The organism is Pseudarthrobacter sp. NIBRBAC000502771 (assembly GCF_006517215.1).
Lineage (GTDB): Bacteria > Actinomycetota > Actinomycetes > Actinomycetales > Micrococcaceae > Arthrobacter > Arthrobacter niigatensis.
In genome coordinates, this window is record NZ_CP041187.1 from 342,186 (window position 1) to 366,417 (window position 24,232).

The following is a 24,232-nucleotide window of genomic DNA, read 5'->3' on the forward strand; positions in this document are numbered from 1 at the left end:
GCTCAGGCGCTTTCTGCCGCGGTGCCGGTGCGGACTTCGAGGTCGTTGTACTTGCCTGCCAGGACATCCTCGAAGAGGACGGGCTGGCCGAGGGTGGCCGAGACGTACACCGAACGCACCGCGGCCAGGGCATTGACGGCGTCGCTGACGGTGACGCCGGGCTGTTTCCCACCGGCGATGGCGGCCAGGATGTCCCGGTACTGACGGACGTGGCCGGCCGGGTACACGGTGGGATCGGCTGCTTTGTAGTCTTCCTCGGGGTACTTGGCCAGTTCTTCCTCCGCCTGGTTGCCGCCGCCCTGGAGTCCCATGTCCGCCGAGGCACCGCCTGCGGCCCTGCTGTGGAAGTACTCCAGTCGGTCGTTGTCCACCACGGCCGAGCCCCCGGAGCCCATGAGCTGCACGCGCACGGTCAATCCCGGGTAGGCGGCAGTGGTGGCGTGAAGGACAGCCAGGCCGCCGTTCTCGAACGTCACGGTGGCTACTGCCGTGTCCTCCACTTCGATGCGTGCGTGCGCGAGGCGGGCGGTGTGCGCGAAGATTTCCACCGGCCGTCCCATGAACCACAGGAGCAGGTCCACGGTGTGCACGCCCTGGTTCATGAGGGCGCCGCCGCCGTCCATCGCCCACGTGCCGCGCCAGTCGCCGGAGTCGTAGTAGCCCTGGCTGCGCCACCACGCCACCGAGGCGATGGCGGACGTCAGTTTGCCGAAGCGCCCATCGGCGATGGCCTGGGACACCGCCACGCTGGACTGGTCGAACCGGTGCTGGCTGATGACCGAGGCAACGACGCCCTTGCCGGCTGCTTCCTTCGCGGCTGCCTCGATTTCCTGGGCCCGGCTGAGGTCCACGTCGAGGGGCTTTTCGATGACCACGTGCTTGCCTGCCGCCAGCACCTCGAGGCTTTGCTGGATGTGCAGGCCACTGGGAGTCGCCAGTGCCACGAGGTGGATGTCTTCATTGGCGAAGGCCTCGGCCTGGGTGGTGTACAGGGCCGGCCGTGTACCGCCCTGCTGTTCGATGAAGTCTGCGAGTGCTTCGGCGGCTGCCGGGATGGCATCGATGAGGGCGACAATGCGGACTTCCGGGAATTCGCGGAGGGCTACGGCGTGGGTGCGGCCAATGACGCCGCACCCGGTGATGGCTGCGTTCAAGGTGCTCATGCGGTCTGGACTCCTGCTTCTGCGGTGACTTTGGCGAAGGCGCGTGCTGCGATGCCGAAGGCCGTGGGGCCGGAGAATCCGCCCAGGCCGTGGGCACCTGCCAGGTGCGGCTCAAGGGAAGCGAAGCCTTCGTAGCCGTCGGCTTTGAGCGCCTCCACGGTCTTCAGGACGTCCCCGTCTCCTTCGCCGGCAGGCACCACGTGGCCGTTGGCGAAGAGGGCATCCTTGACCTGGAGGTATTCCAGGTGCGGCCGCAGCTTTGCGTATCCCTCGTCGAAGGGCTTGACGCCCACCTGGACGAAGTTGGCGGCGTCCCAGGCCACTTTCAGGGCTGGTGAGTCCACGGTCTCGATGATGTCCAGCACACGGTCCGGGACGTCCCCAAAGATGTCTTTTTCGTTTTCGTGCAGGAGGATCACGCCGGCTTCCTCAGCGACATCGGCCAGGGCCCGCATACGTTCCATGACGTCATCCCGGATGCTGTCCACCTGGACTGACTCGCCGTAGTAGAAGGAGAAGATGCGGATGTACTTCGCGTCCAGCACCCTGGCTGCATTGACTGCCCGGCGCAGCCGCTCCACCTCATGCTCCACCGGGAGGCTGACGTCCACCTTTCCAATGGGCGAGGCAATGGCCGAGACCTTCATGCCTTTATCTGCCAGGAGGGCGGCAAGTGCCTGCAGCTGCCCGTCGCTGAGGTCCACGATGTTGGTTCCCCATGCGCTGCGGACCTCGATGTGGTTGGCGCCGAGGGCCTGCAGCACGGCTATCTGGACTGCGGGGTCGTCGTCGATTTCGTCGCCGAAGCCTGACAGCTGCCACGTGACCTGGGTGGTCGAAACCATGGTTATTTAACTCCTCCGGCGGTCAGCCCGCCTACTAGGTAACGCTGGAAAATCAGGTAGAGAATGACCACCGGTGCTGCACACACCAGGGCTGCGGCCATCATCTGGCCGTAGTAGGGAATGGCGCCGCCTTCCTGCGAGGCCCCAAAGATTTGCAGGGCGACGGCGGCGGTCTGGCTTTCGGGGCGCGTCATCACCGAGGCGAACAGCACGTCGTTCCAGCCGAGCAGGAAAGCGAAGATGCCGGAGACGACGATGCCGGGCCAGCTCAGGGGCAGGACGATGCGGAAGAGGACGCCGAGGTTGGACGCGCCGTCGATCTTGGCTGCTTCCTCCAGCTCCTTGGGGAGCCCGCGGAGGTAGGTGACCATCACCCAGGTGGAGAACGGCATGGCGAAGGTCAGGTACGTCACGAACAGGCCCCACTGGGTTCCGATCACCTGGATGCCGAGGTAGGTTGCCGCCGAGGAAAAGAGCACGAACACCGGCAGCACCATCAGGGTTCCCGGGACGGACTGCAGTGCCAGCAGGCCGCGCAGGATGCTGAGCCTGCCACGGAAGCTGTACCGGACCAGGACGAACGCGGTGGACACGGACAAGGCCGCCGATACCACGGCGGTTGATCCGGCCACCAGGACACTGTTGGTCAGGCCGGTGGCAAGGCCCACGCTGGTCCAGATCTTCGAGTAGTTCTCGAACGTCACCGACGACGGCCAGAACTCGCCGTTGGCAACCCCGATGTCCGAGTTCACCGATGCCAGGAAGATGTAGAGCACCGGAACCAGGACCAGGGAGCCGAGGAAGATCAGGATGATGACCAGCAGGGGGCTGGGAAGGAGCCTCAGCACTTCGTGCTGCCGGTGCGAGCCCGGACGGTCGATTCCAGCTGTTGGCGCACCCTGCCGAGCAGCTGTCGTGGCGCTCATTTCTTCGCTCCTGGGGTGTCGGCGTCGTCAAGCTTCACGGCGCGGAGGTAGACGAACAGCGGGATGGCGATGAGCACCAGGGAGATGAAGGCCATCGCAGCACTCAGGCCAAAGCGGAAGCTCTGGAAGCTGGTGACGTAGGTCAGGATGGGGAGGACTTCCACGTCCGACGGAGCCGGGACGCCGAACAGCACGAACGGAAGGGTGAAGTTGTTGATGTGGTGCAGCATTCCGATCAGGAAAGCCAAGGCCAGCGGTCCCTTCAGGTACGGGAAGATCACGTAGCGGAGCTTGTTCCACCACAACGCCCCGTCCAGGGCTGAGGCCTCGTGCACCTCGTGGTCCACGGACTGCAGGCCGGACAACGCCAGCAGGTAGATGAACGGCCAGGAAGCCCAGATCTGGACCAGTACCAGTGTCCAGAACGTTTGCGGCCCGTTGAGCCAGAGTCCCACGTGGATTCCCACGGTGGCCAGGGCTTCGTCCACGATGCCGCCGGGCTGGAGCATGGTCCGCCAGACGGTTGCCACCACGAAGGACGGCAGGACATACGGGATGAGGAACACAGAACGGATCAGGGCGCGGCCCTTGAAGGCGTTCTGGGTTGCCACGGCAGCGGCAATGCCCAGCGGAAGGGTCACCACCATGGCAAGCAGCGAGTAGCTGACGCTGAGCCACACGGCATGCAGCAGCGGCGAGTTCGTGACGGCTTCAACGAAGTTTTCGGCTCCGATGATTGGTGCACTGACCCACTTCCGCAGCGTGTACTGGTCCAGGTTGAGGATGGACATGTAAATGCCCAGCAGCAGCGGTACCACGATGATGATGATCATCAGGACCCCGCCGGGGATCAGCATCCAGAGCGGGCGGTTCCGCTCGCTCAGGCCCTTGCGCCGCAGGCCGTCTTTGGGGCCGGGCTGCTGCCCGGCGTCGTTGGCGGTCCGGGGCGCCCGGCCTGCGGCGGATTCCACCGCAGGCCGTACTTCATGGGAGGCGTCGGTTGACATCAGAACTTATCCTTTGGAGGCCCGGTCCAGGGAAGCCTGGCCCTTGTTTTGGGCATCTTTGATTCGGGAGTCGAGCGCGGATTCGTCCACCTTGCCGGCGGCCAGGTCCGGGATCGACTGGACAGTGACGTTGAGCAGGCCCAGCTGGATGTCACCCCAGGCGCCCGTGAACGGGGTGGCCTTGGACTTGGCGGCGGCATCGGCCAGCGGCTTGAGCTTGGCATCGGTCAGGGTGGCGAGGGCCTCCGCGTTGGCCGGGAGGTCGCCGAAGACCTTCTGGTAGTTCAGCTGTTCGTCCTTGGAGGTGATCAGCTTGATGTAGGCGAAGGCCAGGTCCTTCTGCTTGGAGTAGTCGGCCACCACCAGGTTGTCGCCGGAGAGGATGCTGGCGGCGTCGCCGTCGGACTTGGACTGGGTCTGGCCCGGAGCGATCGTGGGCATCAGGGCGTACTCGTACTTGCCGGCGACGGCTGACTTGTCGAGGGTGGGAATCGAGCTGGACGTGGTCATCATCAGGTACCCGGCCTTGCCGCTGGCAAAGGCGGCCACGGCGTTGCTGTTGCTCCAGCCAATGGATGCGGGGTCAACCACTTTGTCGTTGGTGAGCCAGCCGAAGTACGTTTCGTAGGCCTTCTTGACCGTGGGGTCGTCCATTTTCAGCTTGTTGCCGTCCACCAGCGGGTTGCCGGCCTGGACGGACATGGCCCAGATGAACTTCCAGGGGTCAAAGCTGTCCTTGTATCCCGTGGCGATGCCGTAGGTGCCGTCCTTGGTCATCTTCTTCGACTGGGCAGCCAGGTCATCCCAGTTGGTGGCAGGTTTGTCGATGCCCGCCGCAGCCAGCAGGTCCTTGTTGTACGCCATGACGAACGGCCGGCTGACGAATGGGATGCCGGCAAGGTGGTCCTTGTCCGGTCCGGAAATTCCCAGGGTTGCCGGGTTGAAGCGGTCCTTGCCGCCCACCTTCTTCCAGTCGTCGTCGGAGAGGGTCACGAAGGCCTTGGTGGCATATGCCGTGGGGGTGAACGTGGTTCCGAGGCTGTAGACGTCCGGGCCCTGGCCCGAGACCACGGACGTTTGGATACGCGTGAGTTCATCGTTGGCCGAAGCGAAGGTTTCGAACTTCACGTCGGCGCCGGTCTCGGCCTTGAACTTCGCGGCAATATCGGACTGCCACTGCTTCTGCTGTTCCGGGTATTGGCTGGAAACGTTCACCAGGACGCTCAGCGTCTTCCCGGTGCCGTCCACTTTGCCGTCCGAGCTGGTTGAGCCGCCCCCGTTGCCGGAGCTCGATCCACACCCGGTCAAGGCGAGCGCTGCAGCTGTGACTATCGCCGCAAGCCCAGTAGTCGATTTAAACCTCATTGTTTTTCTCCTCTAGGACACCCGCATGGCCACATCCGTCCTGTGGCGGAGATCACTGCAGGCGACTCGGGAGTCAGTCTAGGAAGATGGCAACGCGACTGGCAAGCGGTTGCCAAAAGTTGCCATAAATGCTCAGATTGAGTTCAACAGGATTCCGGGAACGAGTAGCCTTGGAAACCCCAGATGGCCGGTCTTATCCCGGTCCGCGAGGAAGGCCCAGCGATGGCAGACCCAGCAACCACGGCGTCGTCAGTCCCGGCAAGCCTTGACGCAGGCGCCCGGCGGGACCGCCCACCCACCATCCGGGACGTGGCGGAACTCGCCGGGGTGGCCACCTCCACCGTGTCGCGGGCCCTCGCGCGGCCCGACCGGGTCAACCCGCGGACCCGGGCCCGGATCGAGGAAGCGGCCGCGGAGCTCAATTACGTGCCCAGCTCCCAGGCCCGCGGCCTCAGTTCCGGACGAACCAATGCGGTGGCCGTCCTGGTACCCGACATCACCAACCCGTTCTATTTCGACATCATCCGCGGCACCCAGCACCAGCTCAAGGCGGCCGGGGTCACCCAGCTCCTGGTGGACACCGAGGAGTCCAGCGAGATGGAACTCGATGCCCTGCACAAGATGCGCAAGTCCGCGGACGGCTTCATCCTTGCCGCCTCACGCCTGACGGACGCCCAGCTTGCGGAGGTCTCGCAGTCGCAGCCCCTGGTGACGTTCAACCGCGCGTCCACCAGCGCACCGACGGTGATGATCGATACACCCTCGGCCATCATCCAGGCCCTTGAGCACCTGGCCTCGCTGGGCCACCACAAAGTCTGCTATGTGGCCGGACCGCCCACCTCCTGGTCCAACCAGATGCGGTGGAAGGTTTTCGAAGAGGACGCCACTAAGCGCGGCATGGAGATCCACCGGATCGGCCCCTACACCCCGAAGACGACGTCGGGGGCTGCTGCCGCTGATGCTGCAGTCAGGACGGGGGCAACAGCCTGCATCGTCTTTAATGACCTGCTTGCCATTGGCATGCTCCAGCGGTTCAAGGCACGGGGCATTCGGGTTCCGGAGGACATAAGCATCGTCGGGTCCGATGACATTTTCGGCGCGGACTTCTGCAATCCCCCACTGACCACCATTTCCAGCCCCATAGAGCAGGCGGGCAGGGTGGCGGTGTCCATGCTGCTGGCACAGCTCAACCCGCTGTCGGGAAGTGCCAGCCGGCAGCTCGCCGTCATGCCCACCCACCTGACTGTCAGGGAGTCAACGGGTCCGGCGCCTGCCTGATCAGCCCACGGTAAACGGCAGGACCAGGCGGGACTGGTGGTGCGCGTCGCGGTAGATCTTGTGTGTGACCGGCCTGCCCACCGGGAGGTGGAAGGCGTCAGGCGGGAGCAGCGAGTTGTGTTCGTCGGCGAGCGGCTCGCCGTTGGACAGCTCCACTACCAGGCGGTGCCCCGGGTTGAAGGTGTTAGCGAACGGGTAGAGGCGGACCACGTATTCCTCGATCCTCCCCGGCTCCACCGGAACCGCGCGGGTGTGCGGATGGTAGGGGTTCCCCTCGGTGGTGCGGTCAGCTCGCCGGACGCTTCGCCGGGGAAACCCGCCACATCCGCGGCACCCTGGCCTTCACGCAGCTGGACTACGTGGCGACGCTGTGGACCCGCCGCAAGATGGAGCCAAACCGCGAGCACGCCCTGGAAGTGCTGGCGGACAGCTGGTACCACCTGCTCTGCGACGAAGGCTGACCAGGGCAGCGCAAGCTAGGCCCGTTCGGAGATCCACGCACCAAGCCCGGCGGCAGTTTCCGCGGTGAGGGCGTGCCCGCCCGGGTCCTTGCGGGCGTGGGTGTCCGCACCGGAGGCCCCCAGGAGGTAGTCCCAGGTGCGGCCCAGCAGGTCGGCCGGGATGACGGTGTCGGCTTCACCGTGGGCCAGGAACACCGGGGCGCCGGCAAGCCGGTCCGGGGACGTCGGGACGCCTGCGTCGAACGGCAGCGTCCCGTAAAGGATGGCCGTGCCCGCAAAACGCTGCGGATCAGCCAGCAGCAACCCGCCCGCGAACGCCGCACCGCCACTGAAGCCAACCAGGATCACCGGCCGGCCTTCCGGGGCGATCGGCTCCAGCCACGTCCTGAACCATTCCATTGTCTGGGCCAGGGACTCGGCCACGGGCCGCCCCGTCCCCCGGTTCGCGAACCAGGCGAACCCGCCCCCTGCCGGGATCGGTGCCCGGACGGCCGCGTAGGAGGGGCCTGCGGGAAGGTGGTTGGCCAGCCCGATGATTCCTGATTCATCCGATCCGCGCCCGTGCAGCAGCACCACGAGCGGGCGGTTGGGATCGTCGGGGCTCTGCCAGGCGACGGTGGGTTCGGCGAACGGTGCGTGCATATCTTTTCCTCGGTGTTGGTGGTGGAAATGGCTTGGGTCAGGCAGTGGCCGGGGCCCCGATTTCCCGGTTGACGGCGGGCATGATCTCGGTGGCGAGCAGCTCGATGGAACGCGCCGTCTCGGCAAACGGCAGCCCGCCCAGTCCGATCTGGGCCATGTACCGGCTGGTTCCCAGCGCCTCGTGGATGGCCAGGATCTTCTCCACCACCTGCTGCGGGCTCCCCACCAGCAGGCCGCCGCCGGGTTCGGACCAGTCATCGAAGGTTGAGCGCGGGAAGTGGTCCACCGGCCGGGGCATGTTCTGTTCGAAATAGGCCCGGTAATAGGGATAGAAGGTATCGCGTGCCTGCTGGGAGGTGGGCGCCACGTAGAAGTGGCCGCCGGCACCCACCTGAAGGGCGGAGGCGTCATGCCCGGCCTCGGCCGCGGTGTGCCGGTACAGCTCCACCAGGCGGCGGAACCGCTCGGGTCCGGACAGCAGTGCAACAAACAACGGCAGGCCCAGGCGTCCGGCACGGGCGAAACTCGCCGGCGTCCCGCCCACCCCCACCCAGACGGGAAGCTTTTCCTGCAGCGGCCGGGGGGCAATGTCCATGCCGGGGATGCTTTGGGTCAATGTTCCCTGCCACTCCAGGGTGGCGTTGTCCCGCAGCTCCAGCAGCATGCGCAGCTTTTCGTCGAAGAGGGCGTCGTAATCCGCGGTGTCGTAGCCGAACAGCGGGTACGACTCGATGAACGCTCCGCGCCCGGCGATGATCTCGGCGCGGCCGCCGGATATGAGGTCCAGGGTGGCGAACTGTTCGAAGAGCCGCACCGGGTCCTGGGTGGAGAGCACAGTGACGGCAGTGCCCAGCCTCAGGTTGGTGGTCTCGCGGGCAACTGCGGCCAGCACCATTTCGGGGGCGGACAAGGCGAAGTCGCTGCGGTGGTGCTCGCCCAGGCCCAGGAAGCTGATGCCCGCCTGGTCGGCCAGCTTGGCCAGCCCAATGATCTCTTCCAGCCGCTGGTGCGGCGACTGGGCCAGCCCGGTTTGTCCGTTGCGCGACAGTTCGCCAAAAGTAAAAATGCCAAAGTCCATATTGGTTGAACATTCAACTGTATGGATCTATTCCGGCACCTTCCCTTCCATCCAAGAAGGCGGGCGTACGACGCCGGGGGCCACCCGCCGTCGTACGCCCGCCTTGGCTGGCGGTGCTTAGGCTTCCACCAGCTTTGCTCCGGCCGGAACCTCAGCCGGGGCACCGGGCTCGTTGCGGCCGTACAGCCAGTCGTTGAACTGGAAGTTGTTGTCGCCGCGGCTCTTGAACAGCATGTTCCGCAGGACGCGTGCCACGCCGTCCACGTGCCAGGACTCGCCCCAGATACGGGCGGTGCGCTGGACGCGGGCGGTGCGGGCTGCGCGGGTTTCGTTGAACTCGCGGAAGGCGTCCTCCCACGCACCGGCGTCGATGCCTTCGGCCGTGAAGACGCGGTTGCTGGCGGCGTCCTGCAGCACTGCAGCGTCCTCCAGCGCCTGGCAGGCGCCCTGGGCCAGGTACTGCAGCATCGGGTGGGCGGCATCGCCGATCAGTGCCATGCGCCCGGAAACCCAGGTCTCGATCGGGTTGCGGTCGTACATGGGCCAGCGGATGCCGGTGGCCAGGTTCTTCAGGGCTTCCTGCACGGCGGGGACGCAGTCCTTGTAGGCTGCCTGGAGTTCGTCCACGCCGCCGTACTGCTCTTCGCCGCGCTCGAACGACGGGGACTTGAACACTGCCACGGTGTTGAGCAGCTGGCCCTTGCGGAGCGGGTACTGGACCAGGTGGCAGTTCGGGCCAAGGTAGACGATGACGTCCTCCAGGTCCGCCGCAGGGGTTTCCTCGGTGATGGGCACGGTGCCGCGGTACGCCACGTAGGCGGAGTTGACCGGGCCGTCGCTGGCAACGGTGGCGCGCAGGGTGGACTTCAGCCCGTCCGCTGCCAGGATGGCGTCAGCCTCGAACACCTCGCCCTTGGCGGTGTAGGCGCGGGCCCGGTCGCCGTCGGTCTCCACCTTCTGCACCAGGACGTCGTTCACCAGGGTGACGCCGGCTTCCTGGCAGGCTTCGAGCAGGATCCGGTGCAGGTCGCTGCGGTGGATCACCACGTAAGGGGCGCCGTAGCGTTCCTCGAACTCGCCGCCCAGGGTCTGGCGGGTGAGTTCCTCGCCGGTGATGGCGTCGCGGAACACCAGGTGCTTGGGCTGGACGCCGATTTCCAGTGCCTTCTCCAGCAGGCCCCAGCGCTTGAGGACGCGGGAGGCGTTGGGCGCCATCTGCAGGCCGGCGCCGACTTCACCGAAGGCGGGTGCCACTTCAACCAGGGTGACATCGGCACCGTTTTCGCGAAGCGCCAGCGCTCCGGCAAGTCCGGCCATGCCGCCGCCAACTACCAGGACGTCGGTGGACGCTTTGAGGTTAGACATTGGAAACTCCTACTGCTGTTGATTTCTTGATTTTGGTACCGACGGCTGCGAGCAGGACTGCTGCTGCTGCGGCTGCTCCGGCAAATGCCAGGAAGTTCGAGTTGACGCCCAGGCCCGCTGCGAGCAGGAGCCCGCCGGCCTGGGGCGCTGCCACGGCCCCGATCCGGCCCACGCCAAGCGCCCAGCCAAGGGCGGTGCCGCGCAGGTGTGCCGGGTAGTGGCTTGCCACGGCGGCGATGATCAGGCACTGGGTGCCGTGCGTGCCCACGCCGGCAAGCACCAGCATGAGGTAGACGACGGCGACGGGCGGCCCGGTGACCAGGACCAGCAATCCGACGGCGGCCACGGCCGCTGCCGCGATGGCGGTGGGGATGGGGCCGAACCGGGTGCCCGCCCAGGCGGTGAGCACCGAACCCGCCACCGCGCCAAGGTTGAGGGCCAGGGCGAACGTCAGGGCGGACCCGAGGTTGTAGCCTGCCAGCTGCATGAGGTTGGGCAGCCAGGTGCCCAGCCCGTACCAGGCGAAGAGGGTCACCAGGGTGCCGACGGCGAACAGCAGGCTGGTGCCGAGGTAGGGCGCGCGGAGCAGGGACCCGAATCCGACGGCTTCCTTGGCGGCACCGCCCCGGGCTCCGCGCTTGTGGTCCGGCGCCAGCGTCTCCGGCAGGTAGCGGATGCCCAGCGGGATAACCACCACCAGGGCGACGACGGCCACCAGGAACATGACTGGCCAGCCGAAGGCCGGGATCAGCGGAATGCCGACGAGGGCGGCGATGGAACCGCCGATGGGAACGCCGGACATCATCAGGGTGGCGATGGTGGACCGCCACTTTTCGGGGACCAGCTCTGCCACCAGGGCGTTGGCCGAGGGAACCAGGCCGCCCAGGCCAATGCCTGCCAGGAGCCGCAGGCCGCCGAAGACCGGGGCGTTGGGCGCGAAAGCGCAGAGGATGGTGAAGAGGGAGAAGACGACGGCGCAGCCGATGATGGTGCGCCGTCGGCCCCAGGTATCGGACATGCGGCCGGCGAAGACCGCCCCGATCATCATGCCGATGAAGGCCATCGAGCCGATGGTGCCGGCGGTGGCCTTGGTCAGGCCCCAGCCGGTGTCGCTGATGAGCGAGCCCTGGACGGTGCCATAGACGATCAGGTCATAGCCGTCGAAAACGACCAGCAGCCAGCACACCAGGACGGCGAGCACGGAACGCCGGGGAAACCCGGAAAGGCCTGCGCCCGGGGCGGGGGCGGCCATGCGCTGCGGCGCTGCAGCGGAAGATGTGTGATTCATCCCACCACTGTGCTGGCAGTCATACCGCCGCGCACATAAGATTCTGTCATGCAGAATCTTCCGGCCCGGCGGAAGCCTACCTACGCCATCGAGGCAGTGGACAACGCCCTGCAACTCCTGCAGCTCCTGCGGGACGTGGGCAGCCTGCGGCTCAAGGACGCTGCGGCGGAACTAGGCGTGGCCCCGTCCACGGCCCACCGCCTGCTGGCCATGCTGGTGTACCGCGGGTTTGCCGTCCAGGATGAGACGCGCCGCTACGTGCCGGGCCCGGCCATGGGCGCCGGGCCTGCCGGGTTCAGCTGGACCCGGCAGCTCCGCGACATCTCCCGGCCCCATATGGAAGTGCTTTGCGCGCGGACCAACGAGACCGTCAACCTGATGATCCGGGTGGGCACCAAGGTCCGCTTCCTGGACACCGTGGAAAGTTCGAACATCCTGCGCGTGGGTGACCGGCAGGGGACCTTGCTTCCGGCCCATAAGGCCTCCGGCGGCAAGGCCATCCTGGCGGAACTGGATCCCGCCATGGTGGAGCAGCTGTTCCGCGGGCCCAACGCGGAGCTCGCCGGCGACTACATCTCCGACGCCGAGTACCCGGCGTTCCTGCGTGAGCTTGAGTCCGTGCGCACCAACGGCTTCGCCGCCAACTTCGAGGGCACGGAGGAGGGCATCAGCGCCTTTGGGATGGCGCTGCACAACGGCAGGGGCATGGTGGTGGGCGCGTTGAGCGTGGCGACTCCGGTGGCCAGGTTCCGGCCGCTGTTCGACGCCGGACTGGTGGGCGTCATGATGGAAACCCGCCGCCAGCTGGAGCTGGATATCGCAGCCAATCCGGTGGACGGAGCGGGAAGCAGCTGAGGCCTCCGCGAAAAGCCCCAAGAATAATTCTGGCAGACAGAATATGTTGGAGATCACAGCCACCCTTCCCTAGGGTCGAATCCACGTCGCACTCAGTCCGCACGCAAGGAGAAGGCCAGTGTCCATCAGCGCTGAAAACCAAACGCACGAATCCGTGGCGCAGGAACACCACGTTCCCGAGCCCACCCCGGAGGAGGCTGCGCAGCTTGAGCAGCTCTACAAGGATTTCGATAAGGAAAACCTGATTCCGCTGTGGACGGAGATCGCGGACCTGATGCCCATGGTCCCGTCCCCCAAGGCGGTACCGCACGTGTGGCGGTGGAACGACCTGTACCCGCTGGCCGCCCGCGCCGGGGACCTGGTGCCCGTGGGCCGGGGCGGGGAGCGCCGGGCGATCGCGCTGGCCAATCCTGGCCTGGCCGGCACCCCGTACGCCACCCCCACCCTCTGGGCCGCCATCCAGTACCTGGGCGGCCGCGAAACCGCCCCCGAGCACCGCCACTCGCAGAACGCCTTCCGCTTCGTCGTCGAAGGCGAGGGAGTGTGGACCGTGGTGAACGGTGACCCGGTCCGGATGTCCCGCGGCGACTTCCTGCTCACCCCGGGCTGGAACTTCCACGGCCACCACAACGACACCGATGAGCCCATGGCCTGGATCGATGGGCTGGACATCCCGTTCGTCCACTACGCCGATGCCGGGTTCTTCGAGTTCGGTACCGAGCGCGTCACGGACGAGGCCACCCCGGACATCTCCCGCTCCGAGCGGCTCTGGGCCCACCCGGGGCTGCGCCCGCTCTCCGGCCTGGATGAGACCACCAACTCCCCCATCGCCGCCTACCGGTGGAAGTACACCGACGCCGCCCTACGCGAACAACTCCTCCTCGAGGATGAAGGCCACCCCGCCACCGTGTCCCAGGGCCACGCCGCGGTCCGCTACACCAACCCCACCACCGGCGGGGATGTCATGCCCACCATCCGTGCCGAGTTCCACCGGCTGCGCGCCGGAGCCTGGACCGAGACCGTCCGCGAGGTGGGCTCCAGTGTCTGGCAGGTCTTCGAAGGCACCGGCACCGTGACCCTCAACGGCGAAACCAGGGTCCTGGCCAAGGGCGACCTGTTCGTGGTCCCGTCCTGGACCGCCTGGTCACTGCAGGCCGAATCCGAGTTTGATTTGTTCCGGTTCAGCGACGCCCCCATCTTTGAGCGCCTGAACTTCAACCGCACCTACATCGAAGGACGCACCAAGTAATGAAACTCCTCACCCTCCGCCTCCCCGCCGGCACCGGCAACGGCAAGAGCACGACGGCGGTCCGCCAGGAGGGCGGCACCCTCACCGAAATCCCGGGGTTCTCCGACGTCGGGGCCCTGCTGCAGGACCCCGCCTGGGAAACCACCGCCAAGGAAGCCAAGGGCGCAACCCACGCCCTGGCCGGCGCCGATCTCGCCGCCGTCGTGCCTTCCCCCGGCAAGATCATCTGCGTGGGCCACAACTACCGCAACCACATCAAGGAAATGGGCCGGGAAGTTCCGGAGTACCCCACCCTGTTCGCCAAGTACGCCGAGTCGCTGATCGGTCCCAACGACGACCTGGCCCTGCCGCAGGAATCGGACACCGTGGACTGGGAAGCCGAACTCGCCGTCGTCATTGGCAAGGCCGGCCGCCGCATCCCCGAAGCCGAAGCCGCTGGGCACATCGCCGGTTACTCCGTGCTCAACGACGTCTCCATGCGCGACTACCAGTTCCGCACCATCCAATGGCTGCAGGGCAAGACCTGGGAAAAGTCCACCCCGTTCGGACCGGCCCTGGTCACCAAGGACGAGTTCACCGCGGGCCCGCTGATGACCTCCGCCGTGGACGGTGAAGTCCAGCAGTCCACCCCCACCTCGGACCTGGTGTTCACCCCCGAGTTCCTGGTCGCCTACATCTCCACCATCATCACCCTGAACCCGGGCGACGTGATCGCCACCGGCACCCCCGGCGGCGTGGGCCACGCCCAGGACCCCAAGCGCTACCTGCAGGAAGGCCAGGTCCTGGTCACCACCATCGAGGGCCTGGGCCAGCTGACCAACCGCGTGGTCAAGGAAGCCTGATGGTTGCCCGGCACGACCAGGCCACCGATCCCGTCCTGCTCGACGGGCTCCTGCAGGCCCGGCGCGGCACCGCGTTCTTCGCCCGCAAGCTCAACGAGCTCAGCGACGCGGAACTGGACGGGGATTCGCTCCTGCCGGGCTGGACCCGCCGCCACGTTGTAGCCCACGTGGGCTACAACGCGCGGGCCGTCGCCCGGCTGGTCGAGTGGGCAGCCACCGGGGTGGAAACACCGATGTACCCGTCCGTTGAGGTCCGCAACCACGAGATCGACTTCGGCGCGACGCTGTCCCCGATCGCCCTGCGCAACCTGTTCGACCACTCCGCCGTGCACCTGAACGTCGAATGGCGCGACCTGCCCGCCGACAACTGGCACCACAAGGTCAAAACCGTCCAGGGCAGGACCGTCCCGGCCGAAGAGACCGTGTGGATGCGCACCCGGGAAGTGTGGGTGCACGCCGTGGACCTGGACAACGGGGCCACGTTCAAGGACATCCCCGCCCCCGTCCTGGAACGGCTCCTGACGGACATCACCGGCGCCTGGCACACCCGCGGCACGGACAAGGACCTCGTGGTCGAGGTCACCGGGCAGCCGTCCGCGCTCGTCTTCGGGGACACGTCATCCGCTTCCCCCACCGTGGTGTCCGGCTCCCTGGCCGCCATCGCGCAGTGGGCCACCGGCCGCGGCACGGACGGCACGACGGCACAGCGTCCAGCAACGGAAGGCGGCCACGGCGGATCGGTCACCCCGGCGCCCCCGGCACCCGCCTGGATCTAGCTGTAGATCCAAAGTCCAGGCAAGCCATCGCCACACCCCCAAAGGCGGGTCAGCATACGCTGGCCCGCCTTTGGTGTTGCTGTCCGGGCGGCTCCCAGGCAGCGGACCTGCGCCTCGGGCTGGAAACCAAAAATCCGTGCCCGAGTTTGGGACCCGGCACATAATCAGGACGGCGGCCGCTGGATAGCATGAGGTCACCGGACAGAGCCGTCCGGCGGGATCGACGCAAAAGGACAACCCATGGCCGCGGTTACGGTGGACGACATCCTCTCGGATCTTCCCCTTGGCTTCGCCAGCCTCATCCTCCGCCCCGCCCCCTCGGCGCCGGCCATCGAACGGTTCCTGATTGTCGACGCCGACGACGAGTCCGTCCAGGCTGCCGGCGCGTTTGTCCTGCTCATCGGTGTCCGCGGCCGCTCCGCCCTGCCGGCGCTCCGGCGGCTCCTGAAAGACCCGCCCCCGGTAGTAGCCGTCAAAGGCAACCGCGAAGGCCTCTCCGAAGCGGAAGAACTCCTGCAGGCAGCGGGCTCGGGCCTCCTGCTGGTTGATTGATCCGGCCGCCGACTGGGACCGCCTGCTGTCCATCGCAAAAGACCGGATCCAGCCGCGCAGCTACGAGAGCGAAGTCCTCACCCTGCTCGAGGAAGACCTGTTCGCCATCGCCCAGACCACGGCCAGGCTCACCTCCAGCCACGTGCTGATCGAGGACGCGGCCAACAAGGTCCTGGCGTACTCCACCGTCACCAACGACATCGATGAGCTCCGCAAAGCGTCCATCCTGTCCCGCCGCGGCCCGCGGAAGTACGAGCTGCTGCTCAAGGACCTGGGCGCGTACCGCGAACTCCACCGCACCCGGCAGCCGGTCCGCGTGCCTGCCCGGCCCCAGGACGGGCTGCGTGAACGGGTGGCCATCGCGCTCTTCGCCGGGGAGCGGATCATGGGCTACATCTGGCTCCAGGAGACCGGAGAAGGCTTCGGCCCGGACGTGGAGTACGTCCTCACCGGAGCCGCAGCCAGGGTTTCCGCCGAACTGATCCGATACCGCAACCAGCAGTCCGTCCACATGCGGGAGGACCGGGTGGCACGGATCCTGTCAGGTCCCGCCGAGGCCGCCGCCAGCGCCCACAGCGGAAAGATCCCCTCGGAGCGTCCCGCGGCGCTTCTCCTGGTCGGCATGTCCGACGCCGACTCCCGGGCTGACGACGCCGCGCTCAAGCACGGAGAACTGGCCAACCTGGCCTCCATTCACGCCGCTGCATACAAGGCGTCCGCCGTCGTGGGCCAGTTCAACGGTGACACGGCCATCATCCTGCCGGACCTCCAGTCCGGCACGGCGGAGGCGGGGCTGAGGGCACTTGCCGAAGCGGTGGTCAAGGATGCCCGCAAACACCTCGGCATCATTCCCTTCGCCGCCGTCGGACCGCTGGCGCCGGACCTGCTGTCCATCCACGGGGTCACCGGCATCACTGAAGCGCTGCTGGCCTGCGTGCGGAACGCCACGCCGGGCACGGTGGCCACCGTTGATGATTTCGAGGCGGAAATCCTGTACCGCGAGGCGGTCCGGAACTTCCACGGCTCACCCTTCCGGCACCGCAGCATGGCGGCGTTGCTCCAGGAGGATACCGAACTCGCAGCAACCCTGCAGGCCTATTTCGACGCCTGCTTCGACGTCTCCGAATGCGCCAAACACATGAACCTGCACAAAAACACCGTCTACTACCGCGTTGCCAAGGCGGCCCGGGTGACCGGCCTGGATTTCGGCAACCCGCGCGACTCACTGGTGGCCCTGCTCCATCTCCAGGAGTGGGCCGCCTCCACCGACAATTCAGGCAGGAAATGAGCACCACACTCAGCGCACCGCCCCTGGACATCCTCCTCGAGGAGATCGTCCGGGAACACCGGCCCCGAAAGGAAACCGGTGCCGTACCCGGCAACATCCCGGTCCTGGCGGCCGTCCCCTTCAACCATTTTGGCATCGCCGTTGCCACCACCTCCGGCAAGGTCTTCAGCTCCGGCGACGCGGACGTCCCGTTCTCCATCCAGAGCATCTCCAAGGTGTTCACCCTGGCCATGGCGCTGCAGCGCGGCCGGTCCGGCCTGCTGTGGTCACGGGTGCTGCGCGAACCATCCGGAACAGCTTTCAACTCGCTGGTCCAGCTCGAAGCCGAGCACGGTATTCCGCGTAATCCCTTCATCAACGCCGGCGCCCTGGTGGTCACGGACCACCTGATGGAAGAGACGCCCGACGCCGCCGCGCACCTCCTGCAGTTCCTCACCCGGCAAGCGGGTACCGGAGGACAAACAGGCCAGGAGGGAGGGCCGGCGCCGTTCATCGACGAGGCCGCTGCTGCCGGTGAACTCGCCGGTAGCAGCCGCAACCTGGCCCTGGCGCACTTCCTCAAGGACTTCGGCAACCTCACCCAGCCGGCGGCGGCAGTGGTGGAGAACTACGTCCGCCAGTGCTCCATCATGATGACGTGCGTCCAGCTGGCCAAGGCAGGCCTGTTCCTTGCCAGCGACGGCCAGGGAGCCCCCGGAGCCGTGTTGTCCCCGAGCGAGGCCAAGCGGATCGGCTCCATCATGCTGACCTGCGGCATGTATGACGCCGCCGGCGAATTCGCGTACCGGGTGGGCCTGCCCGGCAAAAGCGGAGTAGGCGGCGGGATCCTGGTGATCGTCCCGGGACAATGCGCCATCTGCGTCTGGAGCCCGCGCCTGGACGCCAAAGGCAACTCCCTCGCCGGCACCGCCGCCCTGGCCGATCTCTCCGACCGCACCGGCTGGTCAGTCTTCTAAGTTTCCCCCATCCACCAAGGTCTTTTCCGGATCGAAAGGAATCCCCATGCCCAACAACCCCAATGACGAGGTTGAGTTCGACCACCTGATTGATGGTGGTCACGCGCATGCGTCCGAGACCTCCCTGCACGCGGAGGACAAGGGTTACCACAAGAACCTCAAGCCGCGGCAGATCCAGATGATCGCGATCGGCGGTGCGATCGGTACCGGCCTGTTCCTGGGCGCCGGCGGCCGGCTCAACGCGGCCGGCCCGTCCCTGGTCATCGCCTACGCGGTCTGCGGGTTCTTCGCGTTCCTGATCCTCCGCGCCCTGGGCGAACTGGTCCTGCACCGGCCCTCATCGGGCTCGTTCGTTTCCTACGCCCGCGAATTCTTCGGCGAAAAAGCCGCGTTCGTCTCCGGCTGGTTCTACTGGATCAACTGGGCCACCACCACCATCGTGGACATCACCGCCGCCGCCCTCTACATGCACTTCTTCGGCAACTACATCCCCTGGATGGCCGACGTCCCGCAGTGGGCCTGGGCACTGACCGCCCTCGTCGTCGTCCTGGCCCTGAACCTGGTCTCCGTGAAAGTCTTCGGCGAAATGGAATTCTGGTTCGCCCTCATCAAAGTCGCCGCCCTCGTCGCGTTCCTGATCATCGGCACCTACTTCGTCATCTTCGGCACCCCCGTCGACGGCCAACAGGTCGGCATCAGCCTCCTGTCCGACAACGGCGGGATCTTCCCCAACGGCCTGCTGCCCATGATCATCCTCATGCAGGGCGTCCTGTTCGCCTACGCCTCCATCGAACTCGTCGGCACCGCCGCCGGCGAAACCGAAAACCCCGAAAAAATCATGCCCAAAGCCATCAACTCCGTGGTCTTCCGCATCGCCGTGTTCTACGTCGGCTCCGTGATCCTCCTGGCCCTGCTGCTGCCCTTCACCTCCTACCAAAAAGGCGTCAGCCCCTTCGTGACGTTCTTCGGCTCCATCGGCGTCCAGGGCGTGGACGTCATCATGAACCTCGTGGTCCTCACCGCCGCCCTGTCCTCCCTGAACGCCGGACTCTACTCCACCGGCCGGATCCTGCGCTCCATGTCCGTCAACGGCTCCGCCCCCAAATTCGCCTCCCGCATGAACAAAGCAGGCGTCCCCTACGGCGGCATCGCCATCACCGCCACCGTCTCCCTCCTCGGCGTCCCCCTGAACTACCTCGTCCCCGCCGAAGCCTTCGAAATCGTCCTCAACATCGCCTCCGTCGGCATCATCATGACCTGGGCCACCATCGTGCTCTGCCAAATCCAACTCAAACGCTGGGCCGACAAAGGCTGGGTCGAACGCCCCACCTTCCGCATGTTCGGCGCCCCCTACACCGGCTACCTCTCCCTGCTCTTCCTCATCGGCGTCCTGGCCATGGTCTTCATCGACTCACCCCTGACCATGCTCGTCACCGCCATCGCCTCCATCCTCATGGTCCTCGGCTGGTACGCCTGCCGCCACCGCATCCGCCACATCGCCGAAACCCGCGACGGCTACACCGGGAAAGCACCCGTGATCGCCAACCGGACGCCCATTTCCTGACCACAACGCCTGCAATCATCCGAGCTGAAGAAAGACCATGACACCAGAGCCGCAGCCCACCCTGACCACCTCCCGTCCCCAGCCCGCCGCCGTCGTCCACCACCAGGAACGTGTGGCGCCCGCCCTCAAATCCGCCGGACACGTCATCGTCGATTCGCTGGTGGCCCACGGCGTGGAACGCACCTACGTGGTTCCCGGCGAGAGCTTCCTCGACGTGCTGGACGGCCTGCACCAGTCCAGCATTGAAACCGTCGTCTGCCGGCATGAAGGCGGGGCCGCCTACATGGCGGAGGCGGACGGCAAGATGCAGCAACGCCCGGGTGTCGCGATGGTCACCCGGGGACCGGGCGCCGCGAATGCGCATGTGGGCCTGCACACCGCCTGGCAGGACTCCACACCCATGCTGCTCTTCGTGGGCCTGATCCCGTTTGCCCACCGGGACCGCGAAGCGTTCCAAGAATTCGACATCAAGTCCTGGTTCGATACCGGCGCCAAGCGCGTCATGGTTCTGGACCATCCGGAGCGGGCCTCCGAAATCGTGGCCGAAGCCATGTTTTCGGCGATGAGCGGACGGCCCGGGCCCGTGGTTGTTGGCCTGCCCGAGGACGTGATCCGCCAGCAGGTCAGCCCGGAACTCCACCCCGCGATACCCGTAGCCGCAGGGGGCTTGAGCAGCACGGACTCCGCGGCGCTGAAGGCTGCCCTGGCCGAATCCAGCAAGCCGCTCTTCGTCACCGGCGGCAACGACTGGACGCAGGAGGCGGCCACGCAGCTCACTTCCTGGCTGGAGCGCCATCACATCCCGGCCGCCGCGGAGTGGCGCACCCAAGGCACGGTGTCCTTTGATTCGCCGTCCTACGTGGGGCCCATCGGGTACGGCCGGCCCAGGCCCACATATGACCTCCTGGAGGAGACAGACCTCCTGGTGTTCGTGGGCACGGTGCCCGGAGATGTGATCACTGACGGATTCGTGTGCCGCCAGGACTGGAGCAAGAAGAACTTCCTGGTGACAGCGGACCCTTCGCTGCGGGGGCGGTCCGGACCCGTGTCACGGCAGATCCTGGCCAAACCGGACGCGTTCGTCCGGGACCTGGAGTGCATCGACCTGCCGGTCAAGGAGGAGTGGAAGGCCTGGACGGCGAGGATGCGGGGAGAGCAGGAAAGCTTCGCGGCGCTCCCTTCTGCGTCCCCGGCGCCGGGCAAGGCGAGGATGGACACCCTGATGGCCAACCTTGTGCCCCGACTTCCCGGGGATGCGATGGTGACGTTCGGGGCCGGGGAACACACCAACTGGGCCCACCGGTATTTCCCAACCCGCCGCTACGCGTCCATGATCAGCGCCCGCAACGGCTCCATGGGGTACTCGGTGCCGTCCGCGATCGCCGCGTCGCTGGCCCAGCCAGGACGGCGGGTGGTGACCATCGCGGGGGACGGCGAGTTCCTCATGAATGGGCAGGAGCTGGCCACCGCCGCCCAGTACGGCGCCACGCCCCTGATGGTGGTCATGGACAACCAGGAGTACGGCACCATCCGCACGCACCAGGAACGGCACTACCCGCAGCGCGTGTCCGGCACGCAGTTGAAGAACCCCGATTTTGCGCTGATGGCCAGGGCTTTCGGAGGGTTTGGCATCACCGTAACCGAGGACCGGGACGTGCCGGCCGCCTTGGATGCCGCGTTGGCGGCCATCGACGGCGACGGGGTGTTTGCCCTGATCCACCTCATCGTGGAGCAGCGCGTCAAGGCGTACTAGTTGCAGCGCGCTTTGGCGCCCACGGCCCAAGGTGAGGCGGGCGACGGCGGGACCTCCCGCCGTCGCCCGCTTGCCTTAACTGCCGGTCAGCAGCGCCGCCGCCGGCTACAGTGCCGACCAGCCGCCGTCGGAAGCAAGGACGGCGCCATTGATGTTGGTGCCGTCATCGCTGAGCAGGAAGGTGATGGACGCGGCGAGCTGGGCGGCGGTGGCCGGCGCCGGTATGTTGGCCTGCATCAGCGGGCCAAGGCGTTCGACAGCCAGCTGCGATCCCCAGTTGGCCACGATGTTCGTGATGGTGGCGCCGGGGGCCACCGCGTTGAAGCGCAACCCCTTTGGCCCGTACATGACGGCTGAATTTTTCGTGAGGCCCACCACCGCATGCTTGGACGCGGTGTAGGCGGCACCGGCCGCGGAACCCCGCAGCCCTGCTTCGGAGGCCACGTTGACCACGGAGCCCGTGCCGGCTTCCAGCATCAACGGCAGCACTGCGCGTGTCAGCCTCATTAACGCAGTGACGTTGATGCGGAAGACCCGGTCCCAGGTGTCGTCATCCACGTCATGGATCGGGGCGAAGTTGTCCATGATGCCGGCAACGTTGGCCAGTGCGTCTACCTTGCCGCCGGCGGCCCCAACGACGGCAGCCACTGTTTCTTCCGTTGAGATGTCCCCCGCCACCGGAACCAGGTCGAGGTCGGCGTTGTGCGCCACCAGCTCATCCAGCCGCTCCTGGCTGATGTCGGCCGCCACCACCCGTCCACCTTCGCGCGCCACGCGCAGTGCCGTGGCCTGTCCGATGCCTGAGCCAGCCCCGGTGACAATGACGGTCTTGCCGGCGAACCGGCCCGGGGTGACGGATTCCTGCCAAGATGCGTCGGTGGCCATGATGGTCCTTCCAGAGTGGGAGCGTAATGCCCACCCTTTATGACACGCGGTGTCATTATGGAAGGGAAGCAATGGCACGCGATATGGATGGAGGCGCAGCAGTGGACGGTGAAACCGCGCGCGGCGGGCAGGCCGGCGACCATCGACGCCGACTCCGTGGCACGCATCGCAATGGACCTGTTTGCCCGCCAGGGATACGGCAAGACCTCCATGGCGGACATCGCCCAGGCCGCGGGAATAGGGAGGAAGAGCCTTTACCGCTACTTCGCCACCAAGGCGGACCTGGTGTGGGGCGGCATGGAACCGGCCCTCCAGGCATCCTTGCGTGCCCTGGGCACCGGAACCACTGCCGCCGGCAGTCCTGCCCGGCCCGGGCCGCCGATCAGCGTCCTCGCCGATGCGGTGGCTGCCGGGGCGGCCGCACTGCCTCATCCGGATCTGGCCCGGGCGCGCCTCCGGCTCATCGCAGAGCACCCGGAACTGCTCAGCCACAGCCACGAGGCGCTGGGGGCGCAGCGCCGGGAGGCTCTGGCCTACCTCTCGGCGGCCGGGGTGCCGCAAGGAACCGCGGGGTATGCGAGCGCCGCCTTCATCGCCGCCACTTTCCAGGCCTGGCTGGATTGGGCCGCCGGAACCGACGCCGACCCGGCCCCCTACCTTCGGGCAGCGGCAGAAGTCCTCAGGATCCCAGCCACCTGACTCCGGTACTGATAAGCGGACAACAGTTTCCCTGGGCCGGGAATAGATTCACAAAGACACTAGTTGAAGCTTCAAGTAAGGGCATTTCAACGAAGGACTGCAGTGAATTTCCTATCCCGCCTCTTTGGAAAGAAGAACATCATGACCGACATCACCATCATCGGCACCGGCAACATGGCCCGCGGACTCGCAGCCCGCGCCATCGCCGGAGGCAACAGCGTCCAGATCCTGGCCCACGGGGACAAGGCCAAGGCCGACGCCCTGGCCGCGGAATTCACCGGCCAGGTAAGCACCGGCGTGCTGGGCGACGCAGTCACCGGTTCCATCGTCATCCCGGCCGTGTACTTCGACGCCGCCAAGGAAATCGTGGCCCGCTACGGCGACGGCCTCGACGGCAAGGTCTACGTCGACATCACCAACCCCGTGGACTTCTCCACCTTTGAAGGCCTCTCCGTTCCGGCCGGCAGCTCCGCCGCCGAGGAACTGCAGAAGGCCACCGGAGCGAAAGTTGTGAAGGCTTTCAACACCACTTTTGCCGCCACCCTTGGCGAGGGCCAAGTGGCCGGCCAGAAGTTGGACGTCCTGGTGGCCGGAGATGATGAGGCAGCAGTCGCCGCCGTCGCCGCTTTCGCTTCCGCTGCCGGCCTGACCCCCATTGTGGTGGGGCCACTCCGCCGCGCACGGCAGCTGGAACAGACCGGTTTCCTGAACATCCTGCTCTCAGCCAATGAGCAGCTGCCCCAGTTCCAGTGGAACTCGGCCCTGAGTTTCGTTCCCGCGGCGTAGCCGGCGAAGCACCCACCGCAACTGAACAGGGGAAGGCCGGCACGTTCGTGCCGGCCTTCCCCTGTTCAGTTGCGGCTAGAGCCCGTCAGTCCGGTCCTCGCCGCCCTTATGGCCGCCGCCCCGCAGGTTCTCCTGGACCTTTCCGAACAGGTCCTTGATGGTCGATTCCGCGTTGGAAATGACATCCACCGGCACGTAGACCTCATGCGTGACGGGCAGGTCGTATTCATCCTTCAGGTGCGTGCCGTTTCCTACTCCCGCCAGGGAAAGGTAGACCATGGCCTCGGTCCGAGCGATGCCTGCGAGCTTTCCGAAGACCACCGTGAACTCGTTCGGCTGGAAGCTGATGGTCTGCCCAATGTGGCTGCGGCCCAGTTCACCGGCCTGGATGACCTTCTCCGACTGGCTTCCGGTGTAGTCCATGAACTTCTCCTTCGATCGCCAACACGTACGCTGGCAGTCTAGCGCCGCCCCTCCACACCGGCACAGGGCCCGGCACGTTGGCGGCCGGCACCATCACCCCCGCCGCCGGCACCCACGTCGCAGGCGGCGGGCAGGAGGGACGCATTTAGTGCCCGGATCATCACGATCCGGGCATCAAATTGCCGC

23 protein-coding genes and 1 pseudogene are annotated in these 24,232 nt (G+C 66.5%); 12 read left to right on the forward strand and 12 right to left on the reverse strand.

The window, feature by feature from the left end:
* Positions 1 to 2 precede the first annotated feature (2 nt).
* Genes NIBR502771_RS01505 through NIBR502771_RS01525 form a run of 5 tightly spaced genes read right to left on the reverse strand, consistent with a single transcriptional unit; the run spans position 3 to position 5,306 of the window.
* Complete coding sequence (locus NIBR502771_RS01505; RefSeq protein WP_141158152.1) at positions 3 to 1,163, reverse strand: Gfo/Idh/MocA family protein; 1,161 nt, start codon at positions 1,161 to 1,163, stop codon at positions 3 to 5.
* Complete coding sequence (locus tag NIBR502771_RS01510; RefSeq protein ID WP_141158153.1) at positions 1,160 to 2,008, reverse strand: sugar phosphate isomerase/epimerase; 849 nt, start codon at positions 2,006 to 2,008, stop codon at positions 1,160 to 1,162. The genes NIBR502771_RS01505 and NIBR502771_RS01510 overlap by 4 nt, the downstream gene beginning before the upstream one ends.
* 2 nt (positions 2,009 to 2,010) lie before the next feature.
* The gene (locus tag NIBR502771_RS01515) at positions 2,011 to 2,934 is read right to left on the reverse strand and encodes a carbohydrate ABC transporter permease (protein WP_141158154.1); all 924 of its coding nucleotides are present in this window, start codon (positions 2,932 to 2,934) and stop codon (positions 2,011 to 2,013) included.
* Positions 2,931 to 3,941: a carbohydrate ABC transporter permease gene (locus tag NIBR502771_RS01520; protein ID WP_141158155.1), complete on the reverse strand. Its 1,011-nt coding sequence runs from the start codon at positions 3,939 to 3,941 to the stop codon at positions 2,931 to 2,933. The genes NIBR502771_RS01515 and NIBR502771_RS01520 overlap by 4 nt, the downstream gene beginning before the upstream one ends.
* A 6-nt stretch (positions 3,942 to 3,947) precedes the next feature.
* Positions 3,948 to 5,306, reverse strand: coding sequence for an ABC transporter substrate-binding protein (locus NIBR502771_RS01525; protein ID WP_210411296.1), 1,359 nt, complete (start codon positions 5,304 to 5,306; stop codon positions 3,948 to 3,950).
* A 222-nt stretch (positions 5,307 to 5,528) separates the two neighbouring features.
* On the opposite strand from NIBR502771_RS01525, the gene NIBR502771_RS01530 reads away from it, so the two are divergent.
* A complete protein-coding gene (locus NIBR502771_RS01530) occupies positions 5,529 to 6,584 on the forward strand; it encodes a LacI family DNA-binding transcriptional regulator (protein ID WP_246839777.1) in 1,056 nt (351 codons plus the stop codon).
* Here NIBR502771_RS01530 and NIBR502771_RS01535 read toward each other — a convergent pair.
* The 5 genes and pseudogenes from NIBR502771_RS01535 to NIBR502771_RS01560 all read right to left on the reverse strand — a co-directional run.
* A pseudogene (locus NIBR502771_RS01535) lies at positions 6,585 to 6,827 on the reverse strand (CocE/NonD family hydrolase C-terminal non-catalytic domain-containing protein); the annotation flags it as partial.
* Positions 6,828 to 7,060: 233 nt separating this feature from the next.
* Positions 7,061 to 7,687: an alpha/beta hydrolase gene (locus tag NIBR502771_RS01545; RefSeq protein WP_141158156.1), complete on the reverse strand. Its 627-nt coding sequence runs from the start codon at positions 7,685 to 7,687 to the stop codon at positions 7,061 to 7,063.
* Between the two features lie 37 nt (positions 7,688 to 7,724).
* Complete coding sequence (locus NIBR502771_RS01550) at positions 7,725 to 8,765, reverse strand: LLM class flavin-dependent oxidoreductase (RefSeq protein WP_141158157.1); 1,041 nt, start codon at positions 8,763 to 8,765, stop codon at positions 7,725 to 7,727.
* Between the two features lie 117 nt (positions 8,766 to 8,882).
* On the reverse strand, positions 8,883 to 10,130 hold the full coding sequence (locus NIBR502771_RS01555; RefSeq protein WP_141158158.1) for an FAD-dependent oxidoreductase: 1,248 nt from the start codon (positions 10,128 to 10,130) through the stop codon (positions 8,883 to 8,885).
* Positions 10,123 to 11,418, reverse strand: coding sequence for an aromatic acid/H+ symport family MFS transporter (locus NIBR502771_RS01560; RefSeq protein ID WP_210411297.1), 1,296 nt, complete (start codon positions 11,416 to 11,418; stop codon positions 10,123 to 10,125). The genes NIBR502771_RS01555 and NIBR502771_RS01560 overlap by 8 nt, the downstream gene beginning before the upstream one ends.
* Positions 11,419 to 11,466: 48 nt before the next feature.
* On the opposite strand from NIBR502771_RS01560, the gene NIBR502771_RS01565 reads away from it, so the two are divergent.
* The 9 genes from NIBR502771_RS01565 (at position 11,467) to NIBR502771_RS01600 (ending at position 21,253) form a co-directional block, all read left to right on the forward strand.
* Positions 11,467 to 12,273 (forward strand): IclR family transcriptional regulator, encoded by an 807-nt coding sequence (locus NIBR502771_RS01565; RefSeq protein WP_141158159.1) that lies wholly within the window; start codon positions 11,467 to 11,469, stop codon positions 12,271 to 12,273.
* A 118-nt stretch (positions 12,274 to 12,391) separates the two neighbouring features.
* Complete coding sequence (locus tag NIBR502771_RS01570) at positions 12,392 to 13,522, forward strand: cupin domain-containing protein (protein ID WP_141158160.1); 1,131 nt, start codon at positions 12,392 to 12,394, stop codon at positions 13,520 to 13,522.
* Positions 13,522 to 14,364: a fumarylacetoacetate hydrolase family protein gene (locus NIBR502771_RS01575; protein ID WP_141158161.1), complete on the forward strand. Its 843-nt coding sequence runs from the start codon at positions 13,522 to 13,524 to the stop codon at positions 14,362 to 14,364. Before NIBR502771_RS01570 ends, NIBR502771_RS01575 begins: the two co-directional genes overlap by 1 nt.
* Positions 14,364 to 15,140: a maleylpyruvate isomerase family mycothiol-dependent enzyme gene (locus tag NIBR502771_RS01580; RefSeq protein WP_141158162.1), complete on the forward strand. Its 777-nt coding sequence runs from the start codon at positions 14,364 to 14,366 to the stop codon at positions 15,138 to 15,140. Before NIBR502771_RS01575 ends, NIBR502771_RS01580 begins: the two co-directional genes overlap by 1 nt.
* 240 nt (positions 15,141 to 15,380) lie before the next feature.
* Positions 15,381 to 15,692, forward strand: coding sequence for a hypothetical protein (locus NIBR502771_RS20890; protein ID WP_246839779.1), 312 nt, complete (start codon positions 15,381 to 15,383; stop codon positions 15,690 to 15,692).
* The gene (locus NIBR502771_RS01585) at positions 15,685 to 16,980 is read left to right on the forward strand and encodes a CdaR family transcriptional regulator (RefSeq protein WP_246839780.1); all 1,296 of its coding nucleotides are present in this window, start codon (positions 15,685 to 15,687) and stop codon (positions 16,978 to 16,980) included. The genes NIBR502771_RS20890 and NIBR502771_RS01585 overlap by 8 nt, the downstream gene beginning before the upstream one ends.
* Positions 16,977 to 17,936: a glutaminase gene (locus NIBR502771_RS01590; RefSeq protein ID WP_141158163.1), complete on the forward strand. Its 960-nt coding sequence runs from the start codon at positions 16,977 to 16,979 to the stop codon at positions 17,934 to 17,936. Before NIBR502771_RS01585 ends, NIBR502771_RS01590 begins: the two co-directional genes overlap by 4 nt.
* Positions 17,937 to 17,982: 46 nt before the next feature.
* On the forward strand, positions 17,983 to 19,500 hold the full coding sequence (locus tag NIBR502771_RS01595; protein WP_141158164.1) for an amino acid permease: 1,518 nt from the start codon (positions 17,983 to 17,985) through the stop codon (positions 19,498 to 19,500).
* 37 nt (positions 19,501 to 19,537) lie between these two features.
* Positions 19,538 to 21,253, forward strand: a complete 1,716-nt coding sequence (locus NIBR502771_RS01600) for a thiamine pyrophosphate-dependent enzyme (protein WP_141158165.1) — start codon at positions 19,538 to 19,540, stop codon at positions 21,251 to 21,253.
* A 105-nt stretch (positions 21,254 to 21,358) separates the two neighbouring features.
* Here the strand turns inward: NIBR502771_RS01600 and NIBR502771_RS01605 are convergent, their stop codons facing one another.
* Positions 21,359 to 22,138, reverse strand: coding sequence for an SDR family NAD(P)-dependent oxidoreductase (locus NIBR502771_RS01605; RefSeq protein WP_141158166.1), 780 nt, complete (start codon positions 22,136 to 22,138; stop codon positions 21,359 to 21,361).
* 108 nt (positions 22,139 to 22,246) lie between these two features.
* Here NIBR502771_RS01605 and NIBR502771_RS01610 point away from each other — a divergent pair, with 108 nt between their 5' ends.
* Entirely contained in the window at positions 22,247 to 22,837 is a 591-nt protein-coding gene (locus NIBR502771_RS01610) for a TetR family transcriptional regulator (RefSeq protein WP_246839781.1), read from the forward strand.
* A gap of 141 nt (positions 22,838 to 22,978) precedes the next feature.
* Positions 22,979 to 23,623 (forward strand): NADPH-dependent F420 reductase, encoded by a 645-nt coding sequence (locus NIBR502771_RS01615; protein ID WP_141158168.1) that lies wholly within the window; start codon positions 22,979 to 22,981, stop codon positions 23,621 to 23,623.
* Between the two features lie 75 nt (positions 23,624 to 23,698).
* Here the strand turns inward: NIBR502771_RS01615 and NIBR502771_RS01620 are convergent, their stop codons facing one another.
* The gene (locus NIBR502771_RS01620) at positions 23,699 to 24,046 is read right to left on the reverse strand and encodes a hypothetical protein (RefSeq protein WP_141158169.1); all 348 of its coding nucleotides are present in this window, start codon (positions 24,044 to 24,046) and stop codon (positions 23,699 to 23,701) included.
* Positions 24,047 to 24,232 lie beyond the last annotated feature (186 nt).